Source organism: Aeromonas sp. R7-1 (assembly GCF_040908115.1).
Taxonomy (GTDB): Bacteria; Pseudomonadota; Gammaproteobacteria; order Enterobacterales; family Aeromonadaceae; genus Aeromonas; species Aeromonas caviae.
In genome coordinates this window covers 90,002-115,672 of record NZ_JBFODD010000049.1, presented here as the reverse complement: position 1 = coordinate 115,672, position 25,671 = coordinate 90,002, and the positions used below count along the sequence as shown (strand labels likewise).

19 protein-coding genes and 1 other annotated feature are annotated in these 25,671 nt (G+C 63.8%); of the genes, 12 read left to right on the top strand and 7 right to left on the bottom strand.

Annotation, left to right across the window (positions count from 1 at the left end; all coding sequences use genetic code 11):
* Window positions 1-30: 30 nt before the first annotated feature.
* From tsaB to AB5Y51_RS13470, 3 genes are all read right to left on the bottom strand, one after another.
* Complete coding sequence (gene tsaB, locus AB5Y51_RS13480; protein WP_010674697.1) at window positions 31-732, bottom strand: tRNA (adenosine(37)-N6)-threonylcarbamoyltransferase complex dimerization subunit type 1 TsaB; 702 nt, start codon at window positions 730-732, stop codon at window positions 31-33.
* Between the two features lie 97 nt (window positions 733-829).
* Window positions 830-2,749: an ATP-dependent DNA helicase gene (locus AB5Y51_RS13475; RefSeq protein ID WP_368178584.1), complete on the bottom strand. Its 1,920-nt coding sequence runs from the start codon at window positions 2,747-2,749 to the stop codon at window positions 830-832.
* A gap of 61 nt (window positions 2,750-2,810) precedes the next feature.
* The gene (locus AB5Y51_RS13470; protein WP_010674695.1) at window positions 2,811-3,056 is read right to left on the bottom strand and encodes a hypothetical protein; all 246 of its coding nucleotides are present in this window, start codon (window positions 3,054-3,056) and stop codon (window positions 2,811-2,813) included.
* 190 nt (window positions 3,057-3,246) lie between these two features.
* Window positions 3,247-3,371, top strand: a sequence feature (His leader region).
* A gap of 28 nt (window positions 3,372-3,399) precedes the next feature.
* Here AB5Y51_RS13470 and hisG point away from each other — a divergent pair.
* From hisG to hisIE, 11 genes are all read left to right on the top strand, one after another.
* Entirely contained in the window at window positions 3,400-4,296 is an 897-nt protein-coding gene (gene hisG, locus AB5Y51_RS13465) for an ATP phosphoribosyltransferase (protein WP_010674694.1), read from the top strand.
* Between the two features lie 30 nt (window positions 4,297-4,326).
* Entirely contained in the window at window positions 4,327-5,652 is a 1,326-nt protein-coding gene (gene hisD / locus AB5Y51_RS13460) for a histidinol dehydrogenase (RefSeq protein ID WP_368178583.1), read from the top strand.
* Window positions 5,649-6,719: a histidinol-phosphate transaminase gene (gene hisC, locus AB5Y51_RS13455; RefSeq protein WP_368178582.1), complete on the top strand. Its 1,071-nt coding sequence runs from the start codon at window positions 5,649-5,651 to the stop codon at window positions 6,717-6,719. Before hisD ends, hisC begins: the two co-directional genes overlap by 4 nt.
* A gap of 19 nt (window positions 6,720-6,738) precedes the next feature.
* Complete coding sequence (hisB, locus tag AB5Y51_RS13450) at window positions 6,739-7,872, top strand: bifunctional histidinol-phosphatase/imidazoleglycerol-phosphate dehydratase HisB (RefSeq protein WP_041211397.1); 1,134 nt, start codon at window positions 6,739-6,741, stop codon at window positions 7,870-7,872.
* The gene (gene hisH, locus AB5Y51_RS13445; protein ID WP_039039129.1) at window positions 7,872-8,495 is read left to right on the top strand and encodes an imidazole glycerol phosphate synthase subunit HisH; all 624 of its coding nucleotides are present in this window, start codon (window positions 7,872-7,874) and stop codon (window positions 8,493-8,495) included. Before hisB ends, hisH begins: the two co-directional genes overlap by 1 nt.
* Before the next feature lie 5 nt (window positions 8,496-8,500).
* A complete protein-coding gene (hisA, locus tag AB5Y51_RS13440) occupies window positions 8,501-9,247 on the top strand; it encodes a 1-(5-phosphoribosyl)-5-[(5-phosphoribosylamino)methylideneamino]imidazole-4-carboxamide isomerase (RefSeq protein ID WP_010674689.1) in 747 nt (248 codons plus the stop codon).
* 132 nt (window positions 9,248-9,379) lie between these two features.
* On the top strand, window positions 9,380-10,489 hold the full coding sequence (locus AB5Y51_RS13435; protein WP_368178581.1) for a two-component system response regulator: 1,110 nt from the start codon (window positions 9,380-9,382) through the stop codon (window positions 10,487-10,489).
* Window positions 10,482-12,635, top strand: a complete 2,154-nt coding sequence (locus AB5Y51_RS13430) for a PAS domain S-box protein (protein ID WP_368178580.1) — start codon at window positions 10,482-10,484, stop codon at window positions 12,633-12,635. The genes AB5Y51_RS13435 and AB5Y51_RS13430 overlap by 8 nt, the downstream gene beginning before the upstream one ends.
* Window positions 12,632-16,603: a PAS domain S-box protein gene (locus tag AB5Y51_RS13425; RefSeq protein WP_368178579.1), complete on the top strand. Its 3,972-nt coding sequence runs from the start codon at window positions 12,632-12,634 to the stop codon at window positions 16,601-16,603. The genes AB5Y51_RS13430 and AB5Y51_RS13425 overlap by 4 nt, the downstream gene beginning before the upstream one ends.
* A 178-nt stretch (window positions 16,604-16,781) precedes the next feature.
* Entirely contained in the window at window positions 16,782-17,555 is a 774-nt protein-coding gene (hisF, locus tag AB5Y51_RS13420; RefSeq protein ID WP_010674684.1) for an imidazole glycerol phosphate synthase subunit HisF, read from the top strand.
* Window positions 17,548-18,183 carry a bifunctional phosphoribosyl-AMP cyclohydrolase/phosphoribosyl-ATP diphosphatase HisIE gene (gene hisIE, locus AB5Y51_RS13415; RefSeq protein ID WP_266136891.1) on the top strand — a complete coding sequence of 212 codons (636 nt, stop codon included), beginning with the start codon at window positions 17,548-17,550 and terminating at the stop codon, window positions 18,181-18,183. Before hisF ends, hisIE begins: the two co-directional genes overlap by 8 nt.
* A gap of 92 nt (window positions 18,184-18,275) precedes the next feature.
* On the opposite strand, the gene AB5Y51_RS13410 is transcribed toward hisIE, so the two are convergent.
* From AB5Y51_RS13410 to AB5Y51_RS13400, 3 genes are all read right to left on the bottom strand, one after another.
* Complete coding sequence (locus AB5Y51_RS13410; protein WP_368178578.1) at window positions 18,276-18,596, bottom strand: hypothetical protein; 321 nt, start codon at window positions 18,594-18,596, stop codon at window positions 18,276-18,278.
* A 66-nt stretch (window positions 18,597-18,662) separates the two neighbouring features.
* Window positions 18,663-19,361: a helix-turn-helix transcriptional regulator gene (locus tag AB5Y51_RS13405; protein ID WP_368178597.1), complete on the bottom strand. Its 699-nt coding sequence runs from the start codon at window positions 19,359-19,361 to the stop codon at window positions 18,663-18,665.
* Between the two features lie 190 nt (window positions 19,362-19,551).
* Window positions 19,552-21,174, bottom strand: a complete 1,623-nt coding sequence (locus AB5Y51_RS13400) for an acyl-CoA synthetase (protein WP_368178577.1) — start codon at window positions 21,172-21,174, stop codon at window positions 19,552-19,554.
* A 322-nt stretch (window positions 21,175-21,496) separates the two neighbouring features.
* Between AB5Y51_RS13400 and AB5Y51_RS13395 the strand changes: the two genes are divergently transcribed.
* Window positions 21,497-22,036 carry a glycine zipper 2TM domain-containing protein gene (locus AB5Y51_RS13395; RefSeq protein ID WP_010674678.1) on the top strand — a complete coding sequence of 180 codons (540 nt, stop codon included), beginning with the start codon at window positions 21,497-21,499 and terminating at the stop codon, window positions 22,034-22,036.
* A gap of 158 nt (window positions 22,037-22,194) precedes the next feature.
* On the opposite strand, the gene AB5Y51_RS13390 is transcribed toward AB5Y51_RS13395, so the two are convergent.
* Complete coding sequence (locus AB5Y51_RS13390) at window positions 22,195-25,413, bottom strand: ExeM/NucH family extracellular endonuclease (RefSeq protein WP_368178576.1); 3,219 nt, start codon at window positions 25,411-25,413, stop codon at window positions 22,195-22,197.
* Window positions 25,414-25,671 lie beyond the last annotated feature (258 nt).

The following is a 25,671-nucleotide window of genomic DNA, read 5'->3' as shown; positions in this document are numbered from 1 at the left end:
GACAAAGCAGCCCGGGGCAGCCGCTGCCGTTTATTCGCGACCCGGCAGTTTCTTCCAGGTCACCTTGTCACGCAGATAGACAGGGGTGGCTTGCTCAACCGGCACCGCCTCACCCGCAAACCAGGCCTGGCGTGCCAGAGGCAGCATGTCGGCGGCCGCCGGGAAACGCACCTGGCTTGGCATCAGCACATCTGCCAGGCCGCCCAGAGTCTCGCCATAGGTTTCAAAACCGGTGCCAACGCAGCTCACCGCGCCAGTCAGCTTGTCACGGGCCTGCACCAGTGCGGCTGGCTCGCTCACCACCTCCTCGCCCACCAGCGTCATCACTCCGTCCACCAGGGCGTAGTGGCCGAAATAGACCTCGTCCATGCGCGCATCGATGGCGGCAAGCACCTGCTCGGCCCCTTCCAGCTTATGGGCCCCCTGGGCCATGGCCGCCAGGGTGGAGACACCGATCATCGGCACGCCGGCACCAAAGGCGAGCCCCTGGGCCACGCTGATCCCGATCCGTACCCCGGTGAAGGAGCCAGGCCCACGACCGAAGGCGATGGCGTCGAGCTCATCCAACGATAGACCGGCTTCATCCAACAGAGCCTGAACCATGGGCAGGATCTTGCGGGTATGGTCACGGGGCGCCTCTTCCCAGCGGGAAAAGAGGGTATCGCCCACCAAGAGGGCTGCGGAGCAGGCTTCGGTGGCGGTATCCACGGCCAGGATCTTCAACTCATCCATTCTTTTTATTCTCTTCACATCAGTCAGTTAAATCGTCAGCATGGCCAAGGCCTGCCGTCATGCATGGCCGGGGGCAATCAGCCCCGGCGCGGCGGACTCACTCCCGTGGTCCGAAAAATTCTCCCAGGGTCGCCAGCTCCCGGGTCCGTGGAATGGCAGGCAGGCTCTTGATGAAGGTGGCGCCATAGGGCTTGTTGACCACCCGGGGATCACAAATAACCAGTACGCCGTGATCACTGCGATCACGGATGAGCCGCCCCACCCCCTGCTTGAGGGCAATCACCGCCTTGGGCAACTGCAGCTCGGCAAAGGGATCCCCCCCCTTGAGCTTGCAATCCTCCACCCGTGCCTTGAGCTGGGGATCGTCCGGGCTCGCAAAGGGCAGCTTGTCGATGATAACACAGGACAATGCCGCCCCCCGCACGTCTATCCCCTCCCAGAAACTGCTAGTGGCCACCAGCACGGCCCGACCGTTCTCCACGAAGGTCTTGAGCAGCCGCTGCTTGTTGTCTTCCCCTTGCAGCAGGACGGTGCGGCCGATTTCCCGGCGCAGCACCTCGGCCACCTGGCGCATCACCTGATGGCTGGTGCAGAGGAAGAAGCACCCCCCCGGCGTCTTGTTGATGAGGGGGATCATCAGGGTCGCCAGCTGCTCCCCGCGCCCGAAGGCATTGGGCTCTGGCAAGAAACGGGGTACGCACAGGCGCGCCTGCTCGGCGTAATCGAACGGACTGTCGAGAATGAGTTCGGCGCTGCCGGCCAGCCCCATCTCGGCGACGAAGTGGGCGAAGCGATTGTCCACCGTCAAGGTGGCCGAGGTGAAGATCCAGGCCACCTCGGGGCGCTGCACCTCGACACCGAAGCGCTCGGCGACCGACAGCGGCGTCAGGTTGAGGGTAAAGTGCAGACGCGAACAGTCATACCAGTAGGAGAAACCGGTCTGGTTGACCGCCAGCACCTCCCCAAGGCGAGTACGCAGCTCGCTGATGCGCTCGAAACAGTGATCCAGCTGCTCCCCTCGCCCGAGCGCCAGTTTCAGCACTTCATAACAGAGCCCGATGGCATCATTGAGGCGGGCCAGCGCCTGGGCCCAGAGGGATTGTCTCAGCAGATCCCGGGTGTTGCCGCGCCCCCCCTCCACGCCGAAGGCAAGGCGCAGATCCTGACTGGCAATGGCGAGCCTGTCCGCCGCCTTGCCAAGCTGGGCCATGTCATGAGCCTCTGCCCGGTAGGCGAGCTGGATATCCTGCGCCAAATCCTGGATGGTGCGGCTGCCCACGGACTTGCCGAAGTAGTGGCTGGCGATCTCGGGCAGCTGGTGCGCCTCGTCGAATACATAGACCTGCGCCTCGGGCACCAGCTCGCCAAAGCCGGTGTCTTTGACCGCCATGTCAGCGAAAAAGAGGTGGTGGTTGATCACCACCACCTGGGCGTCCATGGCACGGCGCCGGGCGATGACCAGGTGACAATCATCGTAATAGGGGCAGTCGCGACCCAGGCAGTTGTCGTTGGTGCTGGTGACGTGGGCAAGGATCTCGGCGTTCTCCTGTAGCCCCGGGATATCCCCCACATCGCCGTTGTCGGTGGCGGTCGACCAGGATTTGACCTTCACGAGATCGCTCAGGATCTCGGGCTTTTGCAGATGGGATTCACTCAACAGCCGGTTCATCCGCTCGATGCAGAGGTAATTGCTGCGCCCCTTGAGCAGTGCCACCGGCGGGGTGTAGTGAAGCGCCCCCGTGATGGTGGGCAGATCCCGATAGAAGAGCTGCTCTTGCAGATTCTTGGACCCGGTGCTGATCACCACCCGCTTGCCGGATTCCAGCGCAGGCACCAGATAGGCATAGGTTTTGCCAGTGCCCGTTCCAGCCTCCACCAGCAAGCGGCCACCTTGCTTGATGGCGCGCGACACCGCCTCGGCCATCTCCAGTTGCGGGGCACGGGCCTTGAAGCCGTCGATATGGCGGGCCAGGGGGCCGTCTGGCTTGAACAGGGTCTGGATGATGGTCAAAGGCATGTCCCGCTGCAAAAGCGGGCATTATGCCAAAAGCGCGGAAAAAGCGGGACTGATAATGCGTTCAGACGAAGAGATCAATCCGGTGGTCCGGATCCGGTTTGTGATCATCATCCTGCACCGCTGGTTGATCAGGCTTTGGCGGCTGCTCTCTCTGCTGGTGATGCTGGCCACCGCCGCCATTGTCGGTGCCTATCTTGCGCAGCTGATGTTTCTGGCTGATCTGGGTCACCTCCCGCTTGATGTCATCCGGGCTCGGTGTCGAGGGTGCGCGGGGCAGGATGGGAAATAACAGGTCCTGGCTGGGCATGATGTCGCCTCCTTTGGCATCTCATTGTCTAGTTATCGACCAGAAAACCGTTTTCTCAACTTTAATCGTCCTGATCACATTTTTCGGTTGCATTTTCTGTCAAGGCAGGTAGTTTAAATCGGGCGTCAACAACGGCATCTGATTTGTAAAGGATTGATTACATCATGAAGTTCACCACCCTGAAGACTCATCATCACCATCATCATCCCGAATAGTCTTTCAGGAGGTTGACTGCTGGAAGACACTTAACTGGTGACTTCCAAAAGGACCGCAAGATTCATGAACCCTCGGAAGCACATACTTCCGAGGGTTTTTTCGTTTTTGACTAGAAGGAAATCGAGCAATGGAAACACAACGTCTGCGCATCGCCATGCAAAAATCCGGTCGTCTGAGCCAGGATTCCCAGGCCCTCTTCAAGAGCTGCGGCCTCAAGATCAACCTGCGGGAACAGCGCCTCATCGCCCATGTCGAGAACATGCCCATCGACATTCTGCGAGTGCGTGATGACGACATCCCGGGTCTGGTGATGGAAGGGGTGGTCGATCTTGGCATCATCGGCGAGAACGTTCTCGAAGAGGTGCAGCTCATCCGCGCAGCCCAGGGGCAGCCCTTTGCGGTGAAGACCCTCAAGCAGCTCGACTTCGGCGGCTGCCGCCTCTCTCTGGCGGTGCCGGACGATGTCAACTACACAGGACCCGAGAGCCTGGCCGGCAAACGCATCGCCACCTCCTATCCCGGTCTGCTCAAGCGCTTCTTCGACGAGAAGGGCCTGGGCTTCAAGAGCGTGATGCTGGGCGGCTCGGTGGAAGTGGCCCCCCGCGCGGGTCTGGCCGATGCCATCTGCGATCTGGTCTCCACCGGCGCAACCCTGGAAGCCAACGGCCTGAAAGAGGTCGAGGTGATCTACCGCTCCAAGGCCGTCCTGGTGCAGGCCCCCAACCCCCTGAACGATGCCAAGCAGAAACTCATCGACAAGCTGCTGCCCCGCATCCAGGGGATGCAGCAGGCGCGCGAAAGCAAATACATCATGCTGCACGCCCCCAAAGACAAGCTCGATGCCATCACCGATCTGCTGCCGGGGGCGGAGCGTCCCACCATCATGCAGCTCGCCGGTGACACCAACCAGGTGGCCCTGCACGTCGTCTCCAGCGAAACCCTGTTCTGGGAGACCATGGAACAGCTCAAGGCCCTGGGTGCCAGCTCCATCCTGGTGCTGCCCATTGAAAAGATGATGGAATAAGCCGAGATGATGGAATAAGGAAGACACATCATGCAGACCCTGATCTGGAAGACCCTCTCCCCCGCCCGGCAAGCCGAGGTCCTGACCCGACCCGCCCTTGGCGACGAAGCCGACATCGGTACCGTGGTGCGAGACATCATTGCCGCGGTACGCAGCCGGGGCGATGAGGCCCTGCGCGAGCTGAGCCAGCGTTTCGAACGCACGCCCCGCGAACAGCTTCGGGTGAGCGACGCGGAAGTGGATGCCGCCTGCGCTCGACTCGGTGATGACATCAAGGGTGCCATCGAGGCCGCCATCGCCAATATCCGTACCTTCCACGCCGCCCAGGTGCAGCCCGTCGTGCGCGTCGAGACCCAGCCCGGGGTACTGTGCGAGCTGCGCACCCAACCCATCAGCCGGGTCGGTCTTTATGTCCCGGGAGGCAGCGCGCCGCTCCCCTCCACCGTGATGATGCTGGCCATTCCGGCCGCCATAGCCGGTTGTCGTGAAGTGGTGCTCTGCACCCCGTCTCCGGCGAGCGACGAGATCCTGTTTGCCGCCCGCGCCTGTGGCGTTCGCCAGGTGTTCGCCATCGGCGGCGCTCAGGCCATCGCGGCCATGGCCTATGGCACGCAGACCATCCCCAAGGTGGACAAGATCTTCGGCCCGGGCAACGCCTATGTGACCGAAGCCAAGGGCCAGGTTTCCCGTGACTGGCGGGGCGCCGCCATCGACATGCCCGCCGGCCCCTCCGAGGTGCTGGTGATCGCAGACGAGAGCGCCAACCCGGCCTTCGTGGCATCGGATCTGCTCTCCCAGGCCGAGCACGGCCCCGACAGCCAGGTGGTGCTGGTCACCACCTCTGCTCCCCTGGCCGATGCCATCGGCAGCGAGCTCCAGGCGCAACTCGCCGAGCTCAGCCGCCGCGACATCGCCGAGCAAGCCCTGAAGGCAAGCCTGGTGATCCTCTGCGACAACCTGGAGGAGGCCTGCGCCATCTCCAACGCCTATGCACCGGAACACCTCATCGTGCAGACCCGGGCCCCCCGGGATCTGCTGGACAAGCTCGAGAACGCGGGCTCCATCTTCCTCGGGGCATGGACACCGGAGTCAGTCGGTGATTACGCCAGCGGCACCAACCACACCCTGCCCACCTACGGCTATGCCCGCACTTGCTCGAGCCTGGGGCTTGCCGACTATCAGCGCCGCTACACGGTTCAGGAGCTCACTGCAGACGGCATTCGCGGCCTTGGCCCCATCGTCCAGCGCATCGCCCAGGCCGAGGGACTCGATGCCCACAAGCATGCCGTCACCCTCAGGTTGAACGCCCTGGCCGCCGAGCCCCAACAAACAGCACAGCAGAAGGATTTGTCATGAGCATCGTCAATCTGGCCCGTCGCGTTGTACGGGCTCTCACTCCCTACCAGTCCGCGCGCCGCATCGGCGGCCAGGGCCACGTCTGGCTCAATGCCAATGAGGCCCCCCTGGCCTATCCCTTCACCGTCGAGGGGAGTCGCCTCAACCGCTATCCCGAGTGCCAGCCGGCCGAGGTGGTAAACGGCTATGCCGCCTACGCCGGGATCAATCCGGATCAGGTGCTGGTGAGCCGCGGTGCCGACGAGGCCATAGAGCTCTTGATCCGCACCTTCTGCGAGGCAGGGGAAGATCAGATCCTCATCTGCCCCCCCACCTACGGCATGTACGCCATCAGCGCCGAGACCTGTGGCGTGGGGATTGTCGAGCAGCCCTTGACCGCCAGCCGTCAGCCGGACTGGCCCGCCATCGCCGATCGCCTCTCTGACGTGAAGCTGGTGTTCCTCTGCTCCCCCAACAATCCCACCGGGGATCTGGTGGGCCGCAAGGGACTCGTCGCCCTGCTGGAGAAGGCCCGGGACCGCGCCATCATCATCGTGGACGAGGCCTACATCGAGTTCTGCCCGGAGGCCTCCGTGGTGGACCTGCTCGCCCAATACCCGAACCTGGTGGTGACCCGCACCCTCTCCAAGGCCTTCGCCCTGGCAGGGATCCGCTGCGGCTTTACTTTGGGGGATCCCGAGGTGATTGCCATGCTGGCCAAGGTGATCGCGCCCTACCCCATTCCCGACCCCATCGCCCAGATTGCCGCCCAGGCGCTATCTCCCATGGGGCTGGAACTGATGCAGGAGCGGGTGCTAGAACTCAACAAGCAAAAGGCGCTCATCAAGGCGGAGCTGCTTCGTCTGTCCTGCGTCAAGGAAGTGTTCGAGGACAAGGGCAACTTCGTGCTGGTGCGCTTCAAAGATGGCGCCGCCGTGTTCGCCGCCATGAAGGCCGCCGGCATCATCTTGCGTGATTTCTCCAGCAAGCCAGGCCTTGACAACAGCATCCGCATCACCATCGGCTATCAGGGCGAAATGGACGCCGTGCTGGCGGTATTGCGTGACCTGCCCCCACCCTCTCTGTAAGACAAGCAAGGATGTAGCGATGAAAACCCCGTTTTTGTTTATCGACCGTGACGGCACCCTGATCGAGGAGCCGGTCACCGACAAGCAGGTGGACAGCCTTGCGAAGCTGCGCTTCGAGCCCATGGTGATACCTGTGCTGCGTGAGCTCCAGGCCGCCGGCTACGTGCTGGTGATGGTGACCAACCAGGATGGGCTCGGCACCGCCAGCCTGCCCCTTGAACACTTCCAGCCGCCTCACGACCTGATGATGCACCTCTTCGAATCCCAGGGCGTCACCTGGGAGCAAGTGCTGATCTGTCCCCACTTCCCCACCGACGGTTGCAGCTGCCGCAAGCCTCACCTTGGGCTGGTGAAGGAGTATCTCGCCTCGGGCCGCATCGACTTTGCCAACTCCTTCGTGATTGGCGACAGACAGACCGACATCCAGCTTGCCGAGAACATGGGCATCCGCGGCATACGCTACCACCCGCAAGATCACGGCTGGACTGCCATTCGTGATCAGCTGCTCTCCAAGGGGCGCGTGGCCGAGGTGGAGCGCTACACCAAGGAGACCCGCATCCAGGTGGCGGTGGATCTCGACAAGAGCGGTGGCAACCAGATCGCCACCGGCATCGGCTTCTTCGATCACATGCTGGATCAGATAGCGACCCACGCGGGCTTTCGCCTCAAGCTCAAAGTGAGCGGCGATCTGCACATCGACGATCACCACACGGTGGAAGATGTGGGATTGGCGCTGGGTCAAGCCCTGCGCCAGGCCCTTGGCAACAAGCGCGGCATCGGCCGCTTCGGCTTCGTGCTGGCGATGGACGAGGTGCAGGCGGTGATCGACGGGCGTCCCCGCCAGGAGGCTGACAACACCTCGCTGACCGAGCTGGACGTGGCCACGGCGCTGGATCTGAGCGGCCGTCCCTACTTCGTGTTCGACTGCCCGAGCGGCTTTGGTCGCGACAGCGTGGGAGAGATGGCCACCGAGATGGTGCCCCACTTCTTCCGCTCCCTCTCTGACGCCATGGCCATCACCTTGCAGATGAAGGTGGGCAGCGGCAACACCCACCACCAGGTGGAGGCGCTGTTCAAAGGCTTTGGCCGCGCCCTGCGCCAGGCCATTCGCGTGGAAGGGAGCGAGCTTCCCTCCAGCAAGGGGGTGCTGTGATGGGGAAACAGAACCTGGTCATCATCGACACCGGCTGCGCGAACCTCGCCTCGGTGCGCATGGCGTTCGAGCGCCTCGGCGTGCAGCCCAGGGTGAGCTGCAAGGCCGCCGACATCGAGCAGGCGGACAAGCTGATCCTGCCCGGCGTCGGCACCGCCATCGCCGCCATGAAGAACCTCAATGAGCGGGAACTGGTGCCCCTCATTCGCGCCGCCAAGCAGCCGCTGCTCGGTTTTTGCCTCGGCATGCAGATGCTGGCACAGGCCTCGGAAGAGAACATGAGCGCCGATGGCAGCGAAGGAGCGCTCATCGACTGCCTCGGCATCGTGCCTGGCAGGATCCGCCTGATGGAGGTGGGCAACCTGCGCCTGCCCCACATGGGCTGGAACCAGATTGAACACGACGAGACCCACCCGCTACTCAAAGGCATCCCCAGCGGCAGCTACTTCTACTTTGTCCACTCCTATGCGCTGGAGGTGACCGACGCGACCCTGGCGACCTGCGACTACGGCCTGCCCTTTACCGCCATCGTCGGGCGGGACAACTTCTTTGGCGCCCAATTCCACCCGGAGCGATCCGGACCGGCCGGTGCCCGCCTACTGCAAAACTTTCTGGAGCTATGACAGGCATGATTATTCCCGCAATCGACCTCATCAACGGTCAGGTCGTGCGCCTCTACCAGGGCGACTACGGCCAGAAAACCGCCTACAGCGACAACCCGCAGGCCCGCTTCGATGACTATGTCAGCCAGGGGGCGGCGCAGCTGCACCTGGTTGATCTGGACGGCGCCAAGGATGCCAAGGCCCGCCAGTTAGCCCTCATCGCCCAGTTGCTGTCCGCCACCGAGGCACCGGTGCAGGTCGGCGGCGGCGTGCGCAGCGAACAGGACGTGGCCGACTTGCTGGCGGCCGGCGCCAGCCGGGTGGTGATCGGTTCCACCGCCGTCAAATCCCCGGATCTGGTGGCCAGCTGGATGGAGAAATATGGCCCCGAGCGCATCGTGCTGGCCCTGGATGTCAACATCGATGAACAGGGCAATCGCCACATCGCGGTGGCTGGCTGGCAGGAGAACAGCGGCATCTCCATCGAGGCGCTGATCGAGCGCTTCCTCCCCGCCGGGCTCAGACACGTGCTCTGCACCGACATCAGCCGGGACGGTACCCTGGCGGGCACCAACGTCGAACTCTACCGGGATCTCTGTGCCCGCTACCCGAGTGTCGGCTTCCAGGCCTCCGGCGGTATCGGCGGTCTGGCGGATATCGAGGCGCTCAAGGGAACCGGCGTCAAGGGGATCATCCTCGGCCGTGCCCTGCTGGAGGGCAAGTTTGACGTGGCAGAAGCCATTCGCTGCTGGGGTGACGGCCGCGCTGCGTGACGCGCCCCTTTCCGGCATCAGACAGCCTGCCCATCCGGGCAGGCCTCTTTCTCCCCGATGGGGGCGAACCTTATGATTTGGCAGCAATTGGCTCTATACTCGACCTCACAGGGATAGCGTCATGGAAGACATATGTTGACACCTCACAACGCCACCATCCTGATCGTCGACGACTCACCCGAAAATCTGATGGTACTGACCGAATTGCTTTCGCCTCATTACCGCGTGCTGGCTGCACAGAGCGGGGAAAAATGCCTGCGCATCGTCAGCGCGGATCCAAAGCCTGACCTCATCCTGCTGGATGTGATGATGCCCGGCATGGATGGCTATGAAGTGCTCAAGCAGTTGCGTCAGTCCCCGATCAGCAACCGTATTCCCGTCGTTCTGCTCACCGCCCTCGCCGACCCCCAGAGCGAGGAGTTCGGCCTCTCCCTCGGCGCCGCCGATTACATCACCAAGCCCATCAAGCCGGTGGTCGTTCAGGCCCGGGTACGTACCCAGCTGGAGGCCAAGCAGGCCCGTGACGGCCTGCAAAACCAGAATGCGGCGCTGGAAGCCGAGGTCGCGCGGCGAATGGCGGAAAACGACCTGATCCAGCAGGTCTCCATCCGCGCCCTCGCCCATCTGGCGGAGATCCGCGACCCCGAAACCGGCAACCATATCCTGCGCACCCAGGGCTATGTGCGTCTGCTGGCGAGCGCCCTGGCTGATCACCCCCGTTTCGCCGATACCCTGACCCCGGGTTACATCGACCTGCTGAGCCGCTCCGCACCGCTTCATGATATCGGCAAGGTGGGCATTCCCGACCACATCCTGCTCAAACCGGGCAAGCTGACCCCGGAGGAGTGGCAGATCATGCGCACCCACGCCAAGCTCGGCAGCGATGCCATCGAGGAGGCCGAACAGGACATGGAGCAGCCCCTGGCCTTCCTCACCCTGGCCAAGGAGATCGCCCACTGGCACCACGAGAAGTGGGATGGCAGCGGCTACCCGGACGGCTTGCAAGGGGACGCCATCCCCCTCTCGGCTCGCCTGATGGCGCTGGCAGACGTGTTTGACGCCCTCATCTGCGCCAGGGTCTACAAGCCGGCCATGAGCTACGACGAGGCGCGCGCCCTCATCCTCTCCGGCAGCGGCCACCATTTCGATCCCGATGTCGTGACCGCCTTCGATCGCCATTTCGACGCGTTCGTCACCATTGCCGAACGCTACCAGGATGGCAGCGAGGCCGTGGATGGCTGAGGCTCCTCTGACCCGGGCACATGTGCTCAACGTCGTGCTCACCTATGCCGCCGTGGCAAGCCTGTGGATCCTGCTCTCCGACAAGGCGGTGGAGTGGCTGTTCAGCACCCCTGCCCAGTTCGCCATGGCTAGCACCATCAAGGGCTGGATCTTCATCCTCATCACGGCCCTCATGCTCTATGCCATGCTGCGTCGTCGCATTGACACCACCGGCAGCACACCTGTCTTTACGCGGCGTCAATGGATCCCCTTCCTGTTGCTCAACGGGCTCATTTTGGCCCTGACCGCCATGGCCATCGCCCGCAACATCGAACTGGCACGCAACAAGGAGGTGGCTCGTCTCGAAGCCATCGCCGATCTCAAGAGCCAGCGCGTCACCGAGTGGCTCGGTACCCACGAGGAGGATATTCACCAGCTCATAAAGGGTCTGGGCAGTACTGATTTCTATCGTCCCGGACAAGCACCATCCTCACCCGAAGCGATCACGCCACCACTGGCAAGGCTGCTCGAATTCATCTCGGTACGCGGATTTCACGGTGCGGCCGTGTTCAATCCTGCCGGGCAACCCCTGTGGCATACCCCGGGTGGCGACACCATGAATGCCACGTTGCGTGACGCCCTGCCACGGCTCGAGCAGGGCAACGTCATGCGTCTTGGTCCCTATCTCGATGATCGCGGTCACGCCAGGCTGGATTTTCTGGTCAATCTGGAGGTCGCTGCAGGACCTGCCCCCGTGCTGGTGATGCAGATAAGCGCAAATCGCTGGCTCGATCAGATCCTGGGGGCCTGGCCCGTCCCAGACAGCAGCGGAGAAGCCATTCTGTTTCGCCAGCAGGGGGATCAGGTCCACTATCTGAGTAGCCTGCGCTATCGCCCGGAACCGGCTCTCACCCTGCACTATCCCGTCACCCACCCCACCCTGCTGGCAGCCCAGTATTTGCGGCTCACCGAACGCGGTACGCCCCAGGTACTCTATGGCCGGGACTATCGGGACAGCGAGGTCTTCGGGGTTGTCTATCCGGTCATGAACACGGATTGGTACCTGCTGGCCAAGATCGACAAGGCGGAACTCTATCAGGCCACCTTCAAGGAGAGCGTCTGGATCGGTCTCATCGGCCTGCTGGTGCTCTTTGTCACCAACGCCGGCATCATCCTGCTGCGCCAGCACACCCGGCTGCAGATGGCCGAGCAGCTCCAGCACTCCCAGTCCCAGCGGCTGGAGGCGTTGCAACTGCTCTCCGCCATTGCCGACAGCTCGGAAGACGCCATCTTCGCCAAGAACAAGGAGGGCAGATACATCCTCTTCAACCGGGCCGCCAGCCAGTTTGTCGGCAAGCCGGTTGACGAGGTGCTGGGCCAGGATGATCTGACGCTCTTCCCGCCGCAGCAGGCGCAGATGCTGATGGCATCCGGGCGCCAGGTCATAGAGCGCAACCGGGTGCAGACCGAGGAGGAGTACCTGACCCTGCCCGATGGCGAGCATGTGTTTCTCGCAACCAAAGGACCCTTGCAAGACAGCGAGGGGCAGGTGATCGGGATCTTCGGCATCTCTCGGGACATCACGGACTTCAAACGTGCCGAGGCCGACTTGCGAGAGCGGGAGGGGCTGTTCCGTGCCCTGGTGGAGCAATCCCTTGCCGGGATCTACATCATCCAGCAGGGTCGGCTCTGCTACATCAACCCCTGTTTTGCCCGACTGTTTGGCTATGACACCCCGGGGGCGCTGATCGCCGTTGGCCAGTTGCACGCCCTTGCCGCTCCCAAGGACAGCACCAGGGTCGCCGAGCTGGTGCGCGCGTGCGAGCAGGACGCGCGCGATATCCACACCCGCTTCAGTGCCCTGCATCAGCACGGGGAGTCCCTAGAGGTCGAGCTGTACGGGCGGCGCGTCGATTACCTCGGCCAGCCCGCCATCATCGGCATTCTGCTCGATGTCACCGAACGGGAGCAGGTTGAACAGGCCCTGACCCGCCAGGCCAGCGAGCTGCGCCAGCAGAACCATGAGCTGGAGCGGTTCAACAAGGTGATGGTGGACAGGGAGCTCGCCATGCTGGCCCTCAAGCACCAGATCAACGGGCTCTCCCGTCAGCTCGGAGTGCCGCCCCCCTATCCCCAGGCCCCCATGCCACCGGAGGATCTCCCATGATGAGCTGGTCACCCCTGTGGCATGTGCGCCCCTCTACCCAGCGCTGGGGGATCTCCCTGCTGGCCGTGCTGCTGCCCGTTCTGATGTTGCAAATCCGGGTCCAGCTGCCCATTGCCTTTGGCGAGCGACCGCTGCTGGTTCTCTTCATGTTGCCCATCATCGTTTGCGCCCTGTTGGGGGGCTTGTTGCCAGGTCTGCTCTGCACCCTGATCACCGCCCTGGTCACCAGCTATTTCATGCTCCCCCCCATTTATTCACTGAGTGTCGAGGCAGGCCAAGATCTGGTGCAATGGTGCCTGCTCATCGCCAACGGTCTGCTCATCAGCGTGCTCAGTGCCGCCTTTCATCGCGCCCGGGCCAGAGAGGTCCTGCGCTGGCAGGAGCTGATGAACACCCAGAACCAGTTGCAGCAGAGCGAGAACCGCTTCCAGGTCACCTTCGAACAGGCGGCGGTCGGCATCGCCCTGGTCTCACCCGATGGACACTGGCTGCGTGTCAATCAGCGGCTGTGCCACATCCTGGGCTACCGGGCCGACGAACTCACCGGGATGACGTTCCAGCAGTTGACCCACCCGGACGATCTCTACCTCGATGAGGCCCATGTGGCCCGGGTGCTGGCGGGGACCATCCCCCACTACACCCTGGAGAAGCGCTACCTGCACAAGGGGGGAGAGATCATCTGGACCACTCTGACGGTGGCCCTGGTGCGCGACGCCGAAGGCAATCCCGACTACTTCATCTCCATCATCGAGGACAACCGGCAGAACAAGGAGACCGAGGAGGCGCTGCGCCGCAACGAAGCCATACTGCGCGAGTCCCAGCGTCTCGCCAAGATAGGGAACTGGCGCTGGCGCGTGGCCGATGATAGCCACTTCTGGTCACCGGAGATCTATCGCATCTATGGCCGGGATCCCGCCCTCCCCCCCGCCGTCTATCCCGAGGTCAGAAAATACTTCACCCAGGAGGGGTGGCACACGGTGGCCCAGGCCGTCGAGCGCTGCAGGCTGGACGGGCAGCCCTACGAGTGCGATGCCGAAGTGATCACGGAGCAGGGGGAGACTGCCTGGGTCATTGCCCGCGGGGCGGCGCTCAGGGACAGGGATGGCACCATACTCGAGCTCTACGGCACCGTGCAGGACATCACGGAGCGCAAGCTCGCGGAGCAGCGCCTGCAACACAATCAGCAGATGGCGCTCGATACCCAGCGCCGTGCTCGCCTCGCAGCCCTGAACCTGATGGACGACGCCATCAGTGCACGGGTGCGCGCCGAAACCGTCAGCAGCGCCCTGCGCGAGAGCGAACAGCGCCTGCTGATGGCCCAGGAAGGGGCCCATGTCGGCATCTGGGAATGGGACATGGTCAGCAACCGCCTCTTCTTCTCGCCGGAATGCGCCCGCCTCTATGGCCGCAGTGCCGAGGCGCTCGGCGAGCTGGCCGCCTGGCAAGCCTGCCTGCATCCGGATGACAGGCCCCGCATCGAGCAGTTGCTGGCAGAGCGGGCGGTCAGCGGCGCCCCCGTCGAGCTGGAGTTCAGGATCCTGCTGCCAGATGGCGGCATCCGCTGGCTGGTGAGCAAAGGGAGCGTCTATCGGGACGCCCAGCAGCAGCCCGTGCGCCTCCTTGGCATCCATCTGGACATCACCCAGAGCAAGCTGGCCGAGCAGCAGTTGCGCCAGTTGTCCCTGGCCCTCGAACAGAGCCCTGACGGCGTCTTCATCACCGACACCCGGGCGCGCATCGAGTACGTCAACCCCGCTTTCCTCGCCGCCAGCGGTTACCAGCAGCACGAAGTGATAGGCCGGACCCCGTCCCTGCTGCGCTCTGGCCTCACCCCGGATGCCAGCTATGTCGCCCTGTGGGATGCCATCAACCACGGCCAGCGCTGGCATGGCGAATTCATCAACCAGCGCAAGGATGGCTCCCACTACCAGGTGCTGGCCACGGTGTCGCCGATCCGCCAGGAGAGCGGTGAAATCACCCACTACGTCACGGTCCAGGCCGACATCACCGAGAAGAAGCAGCTCGGCGAGGAGCTGGACCAGTATCGCTACCACCTGGAGGAGATGGTCAACGAGCGCACCCGGCAGCTGGCTCAGGCCCACCAGCGGGCCGAAAGCGCCAACCACGCCAAGAGCGCCTTCCTTGCCAACATGAGCCACGAGATCCGCACCCCCATGAACGCCATCCTGGGGCTCACCTATCTGCTCAAGCGCGACACCCGGGATCCCACCGACCTCGAACGGCTGACCAAGATAGACACTGCCGCCCAGCACCTGCTCAGCATCCTCAACGACATCCTGGATCTCTCCAAGATCGATGCGGGCAAGATGACGCTGGATCTGACCGATTTCTCCCTCACCGCCATGCTGGACAACGTCCGCACCCTGATGAGCGACCAGGCCAGGGCCAAGGGGCTCACCATAGTGACGGACATCGGCGATACACCCGCCTGGGTGCACGGTGACATCACCCGCCTGCGCCAGGCCCTGCTCAACTATGCGACCAACGCCATCAAGTTCACCGAGCAGGGAACCGTCACCCTGCGCGTCAGGCTGGCCCGCCCCCTCACCACCGGCTACCTGCTGCGCTTCGAGGTGGAAGACACCGGCATCGGCATCACCCCTGCGCAGCGCGAGAAGCTGTTCCAGGCGTTCGAACAGGCGGATGTCTCCACCACTCGCAGATATGGCGGCACTGGCCTTGGCCTTGCAATCACCAGCCGGATCGCCGCCCTGATGGGGGGTGAGGTCGGAGTCACCAGCGAGCCAGGCCAGGGAAGCTGCTTCTGGTTTACCGCCAGGCTGTTCAAGGCAAAGGAGGACGCCCCTTCCCGGACCCCGTCCGAGCAGGGGAACCAACAGGCCTTCAGCTTCCCTCGCCACGCCCGAGTCCTGCTGGTGGAAGACAACGCCATCAACCGGGAAGTGGTGCTCGAGCTCCTGTGCCACAGCGGCCTCGTCATCGAGACGGCCGTCAACGGCCAGGAGGCCCTGACCCGCGTCAGCCAGCACCCCTTCGACCTCATCCTGATGGACATACAGATGCCGGTGATGGATGGCTACAGCGCCACCCGCGCCATCCGGGCCCTGCCCGGCATGGACAGGCTGCCCATCCTGGCGCTCACCGCCAGCGCCTTCGAGGAGGACAGAAAGGCGAGCGCATCGGCCGGCATGAACGATTTCATTGCCAAGCCCGTCACCCCCGCCAAGCTGTTTGACGCCCTGCAGCGCTGGTTGCCCCAGAGCAAGGTCCCCGAGCTTGCCCCTGACGACAGCACTCGCCATCCCGTGACTGGCCCCCTTGCCCGCTTGCAGGCACACCCGGGTCTGGATCTCGACCAGGGGCTGGCGGCCCTCAACGGCAATCAGGAGAAATACCTGGCCCTGCTTCGCTACTTCATCCATGAGCATGGCCAGGACATGGCCCGACTGCACCGCCACTTGCAGGCCGGGGAGCACAACGGTGCAACCCGCATGGTCCACAGCCTGCGCGGCGTGGCGAGCACCCTGGGGGCACATGAGCTGTCGCGCCACTGCCTGGCCCTGGAGCAGGCCATCGCGGACGGCAACACTGAGCCCACCGGACTCATGTCATCCATCGATGAAGAGATCGCCGCCCTTTGCGCTCTACTCGGGGACGATCTCGCCGCCCCGACCACCGATCTGGTGCCTCTGGGGGATCAGTGGCGCCAGCAACTGCTGGGCCAGATGGAAGCTCTGCTGGTGCAAAGCGACACCGCCGTGATCCCCCTCTACGAGCAGTATGCCGGTCCCCTTCGCCTCATGCTGGGGTCTCGCAGCGACACCCTGACCAGGCAACTGAAGGCGTTTGATTTTGATGCCGCCCTGCTCACCCTGCGCCAGCATATGGCAACGGACGAGACCCACCCGGACGATCGGGCTCCCCTCCCCGAGGCGCCAGCCTGCCATCCGGGGCAGGTGAAGGGCGACAAAGGGTTGAATCACTGAATAAAGTCATGCATATAGTGGGGTGCCCAGAGGCGACGAGACGGCCTGCCGGGCCTGTCGTTTCTCCCTTCATGGGCCCCCGTTCAAGGCATGCCAACCGTGTTCACGTCCGCCGCCCGGGCCAACGCCGGCGGCAGAACGACGTTTCTTTAACCGTGCTTTACATGGAGCAATGAGCATGTTGTCAAAGCGTATTATCCCCTGCCTCGACGTCAAAGATGGCGTGGTGGTCAAGGGCGTGCAGTTTCGCAACCACGAGGTGATGGGCGGCATTGTCGACCTCGCCCGCCGCTACGCCGCCGAGGGCGCCGATGAGCTGGTCTTCTATGACATCACCGCCTCGAGCGACGAACGGGTAGTGGACAAGAGCTGGGTAAGCCGGGTAGCGGAAGTCATCGACATCCCCTTCTGCGTCGCCGGTGGCATCAAGAGCGTGGAGGATGCCCGCCAGATCCTGGAATTCGGGGCCGACAAGGTCTCCATCAACTCCCCCGCCCTGGCCGATCCCACCCTGATCACCCGGCTCGCCGAGCGCTTCGGCGTGCAGTGCGTGGTGGTGGGTATCGACTCCTACTTCGATGCCGCCTTAGGTCAATATCAGGTCAAACAGTTTACCGGCGACGAGAGCCGCACCCGCACCACCACCTGGACCACCCTGGAGTGGGTACAGGAAGTGCAGCGCCGGGGCGCGGGGGAGATAGTGCTCAACGTGATGAACCAGGACGGCATGCGTCAGGGGTACGACCTTGAGCAGCTCAAGCTGGTGCGCGCCGTGTGCAAGGTGCCCCTCATCGCCTCCGGCGGCGCCGGAGCCATGGCGCACTTTCGCGATGCCTTTACCCTGGCCGACGTGGACGGGGCGCTGGCCGCCTCCGTGTTCCACAAGGGCCTCATTCCCATTCCCGAATTGAAACGCTGGCTGAAAAACGAAGGAGTCGCCATCCGTGAATAATCAAGCAGTAGACAATGCATTGCCGCTGGCCGAGCGCCTGGACTGGGCCAAGTGTGAGGGCATGATCCCCGCCATCGTCCAGCATTCCCTCAGCGGCGAAGTGCTGATGCAGGGCTTTATGACCAAGGAAGCTCTGGAGAAGACCCAGACCACCGGCCAGGTCACCTTCTTCAGCCGCAGCAAGCAGCGCCTGTGGACCAAGGGCGAGAGCTCGGGCCATGTGCTCAAGCTCGTCGCCATCACCACCGACTGTGATCAGGACTCCCTGCTCATTGCCGCCGACCCGGTCGGCCCCACCTGCCATCTGGGCAACCCCTCCTGCTTCGACGGCCACCCCGTGCCGCCGCTCGGCTTCCTGGCCGAGCTCGAGCAGATCCTGGCATCACGCAAAGGGGCAGATCCCGCCACCAGCTACACCGCCAGCCTCTATGGCAAAGGCACCAAGCGCATCGCCCAGAAGGTGGGTGAAGAGGGGGTGGAAGTGGCCCTGGCCGCCATGGCGAAAGACAGGGAAGAGCTCATCAACGAATCCGCTGACCTGCTCTACCACCTGACCGTCTTGCTGCAAAACGAAGGCTTGGGTTTGAAGGATGTGGTGCAGCGCCTGCATGAGCGCCACACCAAGTAATTATTGAATTCTGTTCAACAAAACGGGCCCTGTGGGCCCGTTTCATTTCATGATTGCCCCCTCGCCGGGGGATGGCAGGCCCCGCGCCGCCCTCAGCCGATACGGGTCCAGAAGCTCATGTTGACCGAGTCATGGTCAAGCAGGGTCAGGTACTCCCCTGCCACGTCGTTGTGCAGCCACTGCTGGCAATAGGCTTCCACCAGCGACTGGCTGGGGGCCATCACCACGTCCGCATAGAGGCCCTCGGCGCCGCGCAGCAGGCAGTGCATGATGAGCCCGGATTGCTGGACAAGAAACTCGGACTCGACCCGCCGTGACAGGGCGAGCAAATCCGCCTCCGTCACCCCTTCCCTGAGCCTGAAGGTGGCAAATTCGACGCCCCCTGCCTCTTGCATGTCACCCTTGATGATCATCTCGTTTTCTCCGTTGTGGATGGTCTGGAGAACCCAGCATAACGAAGGGCTACTGACAGCCTTGTGTCAGTCCTGAATGACTTTTTCGGCGCCACTGCCCCCAGGGAGGAACGCATCCGACTGGCGCAGGGCAAGGTAATCGGCCAGGGTCGCGCCAGGGGGCGCCCCTTCCCCCTGACGGCACGGCGCCAGGGTGTCGATGCGATCCACCCTGAAATCCCGGTAGGCCCGGCGCAGCGCACACCAGGCGCCGAGCGTCCAGCATCCGCCCCAGTAAAAGAGCCCGAGGGGAAAGAGCTGACGTTCCGTCCTGCTGGCGCTGGCATCCCGGTAGCCAATGTGCAGCCAGTGACCGGCCGTGATGGCGTCGTGCAACCTGTCCCAGCGAGCGTATGCAGGCTGCGCCGTGGAATAGTCAGGCACCCGCACCACGGGGACGCGAGGTGCCCGAGCCTCCTTGGCGGGCAGGGCCGCCTCAATCTTGGCGAGCAGGGCGCGGGCCGGATCGGCCATCCCCTTGCCCGTCAGCACCGCCACCAGGTTCACCCCGGTGATGAGGGCCTCCAGCTCGGCCGCACTCAGTTGCAACGGGGCCATTTCGAATCCCTCGCTCAGCCGATAGCCCAGCCCGGCTTCCCCGTAAACCGGAATGCCCGCCAAAGAGAGATCGTCGATATAGCGGTAGATGGTGCGCTCCGACACGCACAGGCGCGTCGCCAGCTCCCGGGCGGTCAGGGGTTGATGCGCCCGCAGCAGGTTGGTCAGTTGAAACAGTCGGTCCGATTTTCTCACAGGCATCCTCAAGCTGGCGGGACATGGCGGCCATGGTAAGCCGGGACGGGCTCAAAAGGCACGTCTTGTTGGCTGGCGACCGCTACCGGCGAGGCCCTGCTTCTTTGCATCGCGCAACACAAAACGGACCCGCAGGCCCGTTGATGGCGCGGCGCCTTTGTCGTCACGCCAACTGCTTGCGTAGCATGAATTTCTGCACCTTGCCGGTGGAGGTCTTGGGCAGCGGGGTGAAGATGATGCGCTTGGGGGCCTTGAAGTGGGCCATCTGCTCGCGGCAGAACCCGATGAGCTCGGCCTGGGTGAGCTCGCGCCCCTCCTTGAGCTTGACGAAGGCGCAGGGCACCTCCCCCCAGGTCTCGTCCGGCATGGCGATCACCGCGGCTTCTTCCACATCGGGGTGACGATAGAGCACGTCTTCCACCTCCAGGCTGGAGATGTTCTCCCCGCCGGAGATGATGATGTCCTTGGATCTGTCCTTGATCTCCACATAGCCGTCCGGGTGCCAGACCGCGAGATCCCCGCTTCGAAACCATCCCTGTGCCATCGCCTCCTCGCTCGCCGCCGGGTTCTTGAGGTAGCCCTTCATGACGATGTTGCCCCGCAGCACTATCTCTCCCAGGGTCTTGCCATCCATGGGGACCGGCTCGCCGCTGACGGGGTTGATGACCCGCATCTCTCCTTGCAGGGGGGAGGCCACCCCCTGGCGCGCCTTGAGACGGGAGAGGGTGGTGGCATCCTGCCCCTGCCAGTGTCTTTGCGGCTCGCACACCACGCAGGGGCCATAGGTTTCGGTGAGGCCATAGACATGGGTCACGGCGATCCCCATGGCCTCCATGCCGGCGATCACGGTGGCGGGCGGCGCAGCCCCCGCCGTCATCGCCTTGACGGGGTGGTCGAGTCCCTGCTTGAGGGCCGGATCGGCATTGTTGAGCATATTGAGCACGATGGGGGCGGCGCAGAAATGGCTCACCTTGTGTTCGCGCAGCGCCCCGTAGATGGCCGCCGCCTGCACGTGGCGCAGACAGACGCTCACCCCGGCGGTGGCCGCCAGGGTCCAGGGGAAGCACCAGCCGTTGCAGTGGAACATCGGCAGGGTCCAGAGGTAGACGGGGTGCTTGGGCAGCTCCCAGGAGAGGGCATTGTTGACCGCATTGAGGTGGGCGCCGCGATGGTGATAGACCACCCCCTTGGGGTTCCCCGTGGTGCCGGAGGTGTAGTTGAGGGAAATGGCCTGCCACTCGTCCGCCGGCAGCCAGCCGGGTTCGTCCCCGTCCCCCAGGGCGATGAACCCCTCGTAGTCGAGCTCGCCCACCAGCTCCCCTTCCCGGTAGAGGGGATCGTCGATGGCGATCACCAGGGGCTGGCTGTCAATGAGAGAGAGCGCCTTTCGCACCACGGCGCCGAACTCCCGGTCCACCAGCACCACCTTGATCTGGGCGTGCTGGAAGATGAAGCCCATGGCGTCCGCATCGAGCCGGGTGTTGATGGTGTTGAGCACAGCGCCGCTCATGGGTACCCCGAAGTGCGCCTCGAACATGGCCGGCACATTGGGGGCGACGATGGAAACGGTGTCCCCCTCGCCAATGCCGCGACGGCGCAGGGCCGAGGCGAGCTGGCGGCAGCGCCGCTCGGTCTGGGCCCAGCTCTGGCGCAGGGGCCCGTGGATCAGCGCCGGATAGTCGGGATAGACCCGGGCGGCCCGCCCCAGAAAGCTCAAGGGGGTCAGCGCCTCGAAATTGGCGGGCGTCTTGCCAAGGCCGGCGTCGTACATGTTCTGCTCTGTCATCGGATCCTTCCTCACAGGGACACAAAACGGGGTGGCTCTCGCGGTTCACCACGACCGGCATTGCGCCCTGATGCGGGGCCAGGATGCCGGCTGGAACCGGATGAAAGGGTATCAAGGGGGGCAGATCACAGGTATTAGCGAAACGTCTTAGGGCCCTCGGCCCTGCTCTCCCTGTCGCCAATCGCCGACGCTATTTTTGCGCGGTCACTTTTTGCGCAGTCAGCCCCTGTCGCGATACCGTGGCCCTTGCCTTGAGCCTGCGGCGCAAAATGCGAAGAATGATCCCAAGCCCTCAACGGGTATGCGTACGAGGAGAAGAGTGATGAACAAATCCATGTTGGCAGGTGTCGGGATCGGTGTGGCCTCTGCGCTGGCATTGTCGGCGGTCGCCAGCGGATCCCTGTTTTCATCAGAGCCCCAGTTTGCCGAGGTGCTGGCCAGCAAGCCGGTGACCGAGACCATCAAGACGCCGCGTCAGGAGTGCCGCAACGTCACCCTGACCCACCGCAAGCCGGTGCAGGACGAGCACAAGATCCTGGGTACCGTGGTTGGCGCAGCCCTGGGCGGCGTGGTCGGCCACCAGTTTGGCGGTGGCAGCGGCAAGAAGGTGGCCACCGCCGCCGGTGCCGTGGCAGGGGGTTATGCCGGGAATCAGGTGCAGGGAAACATGCAGGCGGGTGATACCTACACCACCACGGAGCAGCGCTGCAAGACGGTGCAGGAGAGCAGCACCCGCACCATCGGCTATGACGTCACCTACCGCCTCGCCGGCCAGGAAGGGGTGGTACGCATGGAGAAGCAACCCGGCCCCACCATTCCAGTCAAGGATGGCAAGCTGGTACTGAGCAACGCGCAGGGTTGATACTCCGTTAGGAGCGCCCTGCCATGAAAAAGGCCCACCATGACGGTGGGCCTTTTTCATCTTCGCAACCCAACCTGTCTGCAACAGGTCTTCCCAACAAACGTCTTCCCAACTAAGAAAGGGGCCCGCAGGCCCCTTTTTATATTTAGACGTCATCCTCAGTGGCGACCGAAGGGCCACCAGGACTTGTCGTTGTCCAGAATGTCGACCCGGGTCTGCTGCAAGGCGCCGGGCTGGCCCCCTTCCACCCGATCGAGGCCCACCCTGAACTGCTCGGTGGGCTCCACAAACCAGTCATCGATGATCAGCACCTTGACCGACTTGCTGCCCCCCTCGCCCGCGGCCCAGCTCACGGTCTGGCTGAACCAGGGCAGGAAATCCAGCCCCCAGCGCGCCGTGACCCCGTCAAGGGCCACCCGGGCCCGGGCCGGCTTGCTGAGATCGCCGCTTCGCACCAGGGGGATCTCGGCAAACCACTGCCCCTCGTTCACCGTGATACTGGCCTGAGCCAGCGAGATGGTGGACGGCGCCAGCTTGTCCTTGATGGTCACCAGGGTCTGGTGCTGAGCCCCCAGGGTCGCGCCACTCGGGTCAAACAGCTCCAGGGTAAAGGTCTCGTCCCCCTCGTGCAGGGTGTCGCTTTTCACCGGGATGCTGATGGTCTGGGGCTCGCTCTGGCCAGCTGCCCAGTGCAGGGTACCGGTGAGGGGTGCCACGTCGCTTGCGTCCGCGCTGCCATGGACGATGCGATAACTCACGCTCGCCTCCCCGTGGCTGCCATCGCTGCGACTGACACTCAGGGACAAGGTATTCCCCTCCTCCACGTTCGCAGCGGCGCTCTCGAGGCTCAATACCCCGGCGGGCGGCAGCGGATACTGGATGGCTACCAGCACGGGATCGTGATCCGAGGCGCTGAAGGGCCCTTCGGATTTCGCCAACTGGCCGCTGTACTTGCTGCCGTACTCGAAGAAGTTGCTCTCCGCGGAGTTGATGTGCCAATCCTCGATGCCGATCACCTTGGCCGCGAGGCTCGGGTTTGCCAGGGCGTGATCCAGGTTGCCAAGCTCCCCTTCGTAGCTGTAGGAGTAGGTGTCGGTGCCATGGAAGCGGGTGTTGAGGTTCACAAACCCATACCCCTTGCCAAGGGCGCTGCCGCTCTCCTCGAAGGGTTGGCCCGCCAGGGTGGTGAAGGAGGCGCTCATGATCTGGCGCGATTGGGCGGCCGGGTCATAGTCAGTCAGCACCCGGATGGGATCTTCCATGCCATAGGCGTTCATGTCACCGATAAGCAGCAGATCCCCGGCCAGATCCTTGAGGTGCTCCCCCAGCACCTTGGCGGCGGAGACCCGCAGCGCGTTGCAGTGGCCCTGGCCATCCAGCGGATCGGCAGTGGCGTAGTCGGGGTAATCCTCGAAACAGGCGGAGCCCTTGGACTTGAGGTGGTTGACCACCAGGGTCAGCGGCGCATCCCCCTTGGGCGAGCTGAAACGCTGCACCAGCGACTCGCGCATCCCCTGGTTGATGGCTACCGGCTTGCCGCTGGCGTCCACCGCCTCGGCCTGCTGCACCGGCAGCGCGATAAGGCTGGCGGCCCCTTGCGGGCTCACGCTGGCGGGTCGGTAGATGAGCCCCACCGTGATGGCGTCGGTGCCAATGGGCTTGCCATCCGGCGAGGCAATCCAGCGGTAGTGATCCGCCTCGTCCGGCAGGGCCGCGTTCAAGGCCGCCACCAGGTTGGCGATGGCGGAGTTGTCGCCGTAGCCGTTGTTCTCGATCTCCATCAGCCCCACCACGTCGGCATTGAGGCGGGTGATGGCGCTGACGATCTTGGTGCGCTGCAGCTCGAACTCCGCCACCGTCAAGGCGCCCCGGTTGCTGCCGGTGGGGTTGGCATCCCCGCCCACCACAGTGGTGAAGAAGTTGAGCACGTTGAAGCTCGCGACCCGCAGATCCCCCGCCTCGGCAAGTTCGGGGGTTTCCACCCGATCCCAGCCGCTGTGATCAATCTGGCTCGCGTCGATGCGATTGCTGGCCACCAGCCTGAACAGGTTGTAGGAGTAACCAAGGGCCCCCTCCAGCCCGTTGAGCTTGTCGCCGATGCGCAGGTAACCGTCCTCGGCGTTGAAGCCGGGGAACCAGGGCAGCACGCCATCCGGCGCCTTGGCGTCGGTCTCCACCACCAGCTGGTTCTGCTGGTTGCGAAGGGCCCAGTCGCTCGCCTCCTGGCTCATGGCGGCAAATTTCTGGGTCGACTTGATGAGCGGCGCGCCATAAGAGAGCACCAGGTTGTTGCGCTTGCCGTCGTAATCGAAGCTGAAGTTGCGGGTCACCACCAGGCTGGAGCCGGGCACCAGCCGTACCTGCATCCCCTCGTGACGCTCCAGCAGCTGGCTCAGGCTCTCGCCCGCCACCGGCAGCAGATCCACTGCCGCCGGCACTGCCCCAGCGGGCCGAGTCACCACCAGATCGTCTGCGTTGATCTGGGTCTGGTTGAAATACTCCTTCACCTTGCCCGAGACGCACACCTCGGCCCCCGGCACGACGGCAGCGTTGGCCTTGGTGCTGTAGACGAAGAGGCCGTCGGAGGTGGCCGGGTCCCCGTCCCCCTGCTCGTCCTGAATGAAGAAGCCCTTGTAGAGGCCGCTCACTACCTGAGTTACCACACCGCGAGTGGCATAGGCCTGTTCCGATTCAAACTTGCCGGCCGGCACCAGGGGGCTGCTGGTACCGGGGCCCTGAATGGCGGGCACCGGCACCAGGTTGTCCACCGGGCAGACGAAGGCGGGCGGCTGGGTACCATCGCAGGGACCATCGCCGCTGCAACCCAGGCCGCTGGCGTCATCTTTCGGGGCCGCCACGTATTCCTGCGCCGGATCAAAAGGCGACGTCGCATCAGTGCGGCCGATGCTGACGGTGGCCTTGCGGCGCAGGGTCATGTCCAGGGTCGAGACATTGCCCGACACCCAGGCCGTGCCCGGATCCACCCCTACCTGGCCGAAGCTGTCGATTATCTCGCTGCCGCGATAGAGCACCAGGGCGTCGTCACCGTTGAACACCAGGTTGCCGCTGGTCTGGGTCGTCTTGGCCAGGATCTCGGCATTGGCAGAGGGGTTGGCCAGCACCAGGGTGGCGCCCGGGGCGAGGGTGCCTTGCAGCGCCAGGCTGTTGGTGGGGGCATCGGTGATGGGTTTGCCGTTGGCGTAGAGGGCCAGCCGGTATTGGGAGAGATCGACGGCGTCGCTGCCGAGGTTGCTCAGCTCCACCGCCTTGTTGTTGCCCGAGCCTTCCAGGTATTCGGTGATGAGCAGTTGCGCCTGTGCCTGTCCAGCGAGGGCCAGCCCGACGGCCAGCGCCACCAGAGAGTGTCTTCCTGACATGGTCAGTTTCCTTTTTTATTTGCAGATCATGTTATTGGCGCCCCGCACAAGGCGGGCCGCAGCACCTTGGATGCAGCCATCAACGGGAGGCATGTCAGCCCCCGGCCGAAACTGCGCGCCCACTCTGCCCCGTCGGCGCCGGGGCTGCTGCGAGCTGGCTAACAATGCCAACAAAATGTTGCGCCAAGGTGACGGGCAATACCCGAATGGGCAGTGTCTGCCATCGCTGCGCAAGAAGTTGTCGCCCCCCAGCCCCTG

What these genes read in the sequence shown, in the direction of transcription:
- tsaB (WP_010674697.1), bottom strand. Translation starts at nt 732, where the DNA reads ATGGATGAGTTGAAGATCCTGGCCGTGGATACCGCCACCGAAGCCTGC.
- AB5Y51_RS13475 (WP_368178584.1), bottom strand. Translation starts at nt 2,749, where the DNA reads ATGCCTTTGACCATCATCCAGACCCTGTTCAAGCCAGACGGCCCCCTG.
- AB5Y51_RS13470 (WP_010674695.1), bottom strand. Translation starts at nt 3,056, where the DNA reads ATGCCCAGCCAGGACCTGTTATTTCCCATCCTGCCCCGCGCACCCTCG.
- hisG (WP_010674694.1), top strand. Translation starts at nt 3,400, where the DNA reads ATGGAAACACAACGTCTGCGCATCGCCATGCAAAAATCCGGTCGTCTG.
- hisD (WP_368178583.1), top strand. Translation starts at nt 4,327, where the DNA reads ATGCAGACCCTGATCTGGAAGACCCTCTCCCCCGCCCGGCAAGCCGAG.
- hisC (WP_368178582.1), top strand. Translation starts at nt 5,649, where the DNA reads ATGAGCATCGTCAATCTGGCCCGTCGCGTTGTACGGGCTCTCACTCCC.
- hisB (WP_041211397.1), top strand. Translation starts at nt 6,739, where the DNA reads ATGAAAACCCCGTTTTTGTTTATCGACCGTGACGGCACCCTGATCGAG.
- hisH (WP_039039129.1), top strand. Translation starts at nt 7,872, where the DNA reads ATGGGGAAACAGAACCTGGTCATCATCGACACCGGCTGCGCGAACCTC.
- hisA (WP_010674689.1), top strand. Translation starts at nt 8,501, where the DNA reads ATGATTATTCCCGCAATCGACCTCATCAACGGTCAGGTCGTGCGCCTC.
- AB5Y51_RS13435 (WP_368178581.1), top strand. Translation starts at nt 9,380, where the DNA reads ATGTTGACACCTCACAACGCCACCATCCTGATCGTCGACGACTCACCC.
- AB5Y51_RS13430 (WP_368178580.1), top strand. Translation starts at nt 10,482, where the DNA reads ATGGCTGAGGCTCCTCTGACCCGGGCACATGTGCTCAACGTCGTGCTC.
- AB5Y51_RS13425 (WP_368178579.1), top strand. Translation starts at nt 12,632, where the DNA reads ATGATGAGCTGGTCACCCCTGTGGCATGTGCGCCCCTCTACCCAGCGC.
- hisF (WP_010674684.1), top strand. Translation starts at nt 16,782, where the DNA reads ATGTTGTCAAAGCGTATTATCCCCTGCCTCGACGTCAAAGATGGCGTG.
- AB5Y51_RS13410 (WP_368178578.1), bottom strand. Translation starts at nt 18,596, where the DNA reads ATGATCATCAAGGGTGACATGCAAGAGGCAGGGGGCGTCGAATTTGCC.
- AB5Y51_RS13400 (WP_368178577.1), bottom strand. Translation starts at nt 21,174, where the DNA reads ATGACAGAGCAGAACATGTACGACGCCGGCCTTGGCAAGACGCCCGCC.
- AB5Y51_RS13395 (WP_010674678.1), top strand. Translation starts at nt 21,497, where the DNA reads ATGAACAAATCCATGTTGGCAGGTGTCGGGATCGGTGTGGCCTCTGCG.
- AB5Y51_RS13390 (WP_368178576.1), bottom strand. Translation starts at nt 25,413, where the DNA reads ATGTCAGGAAGACACTCTCTGGTGGCGCTGGCCGTCGGGCTGGCCCTC.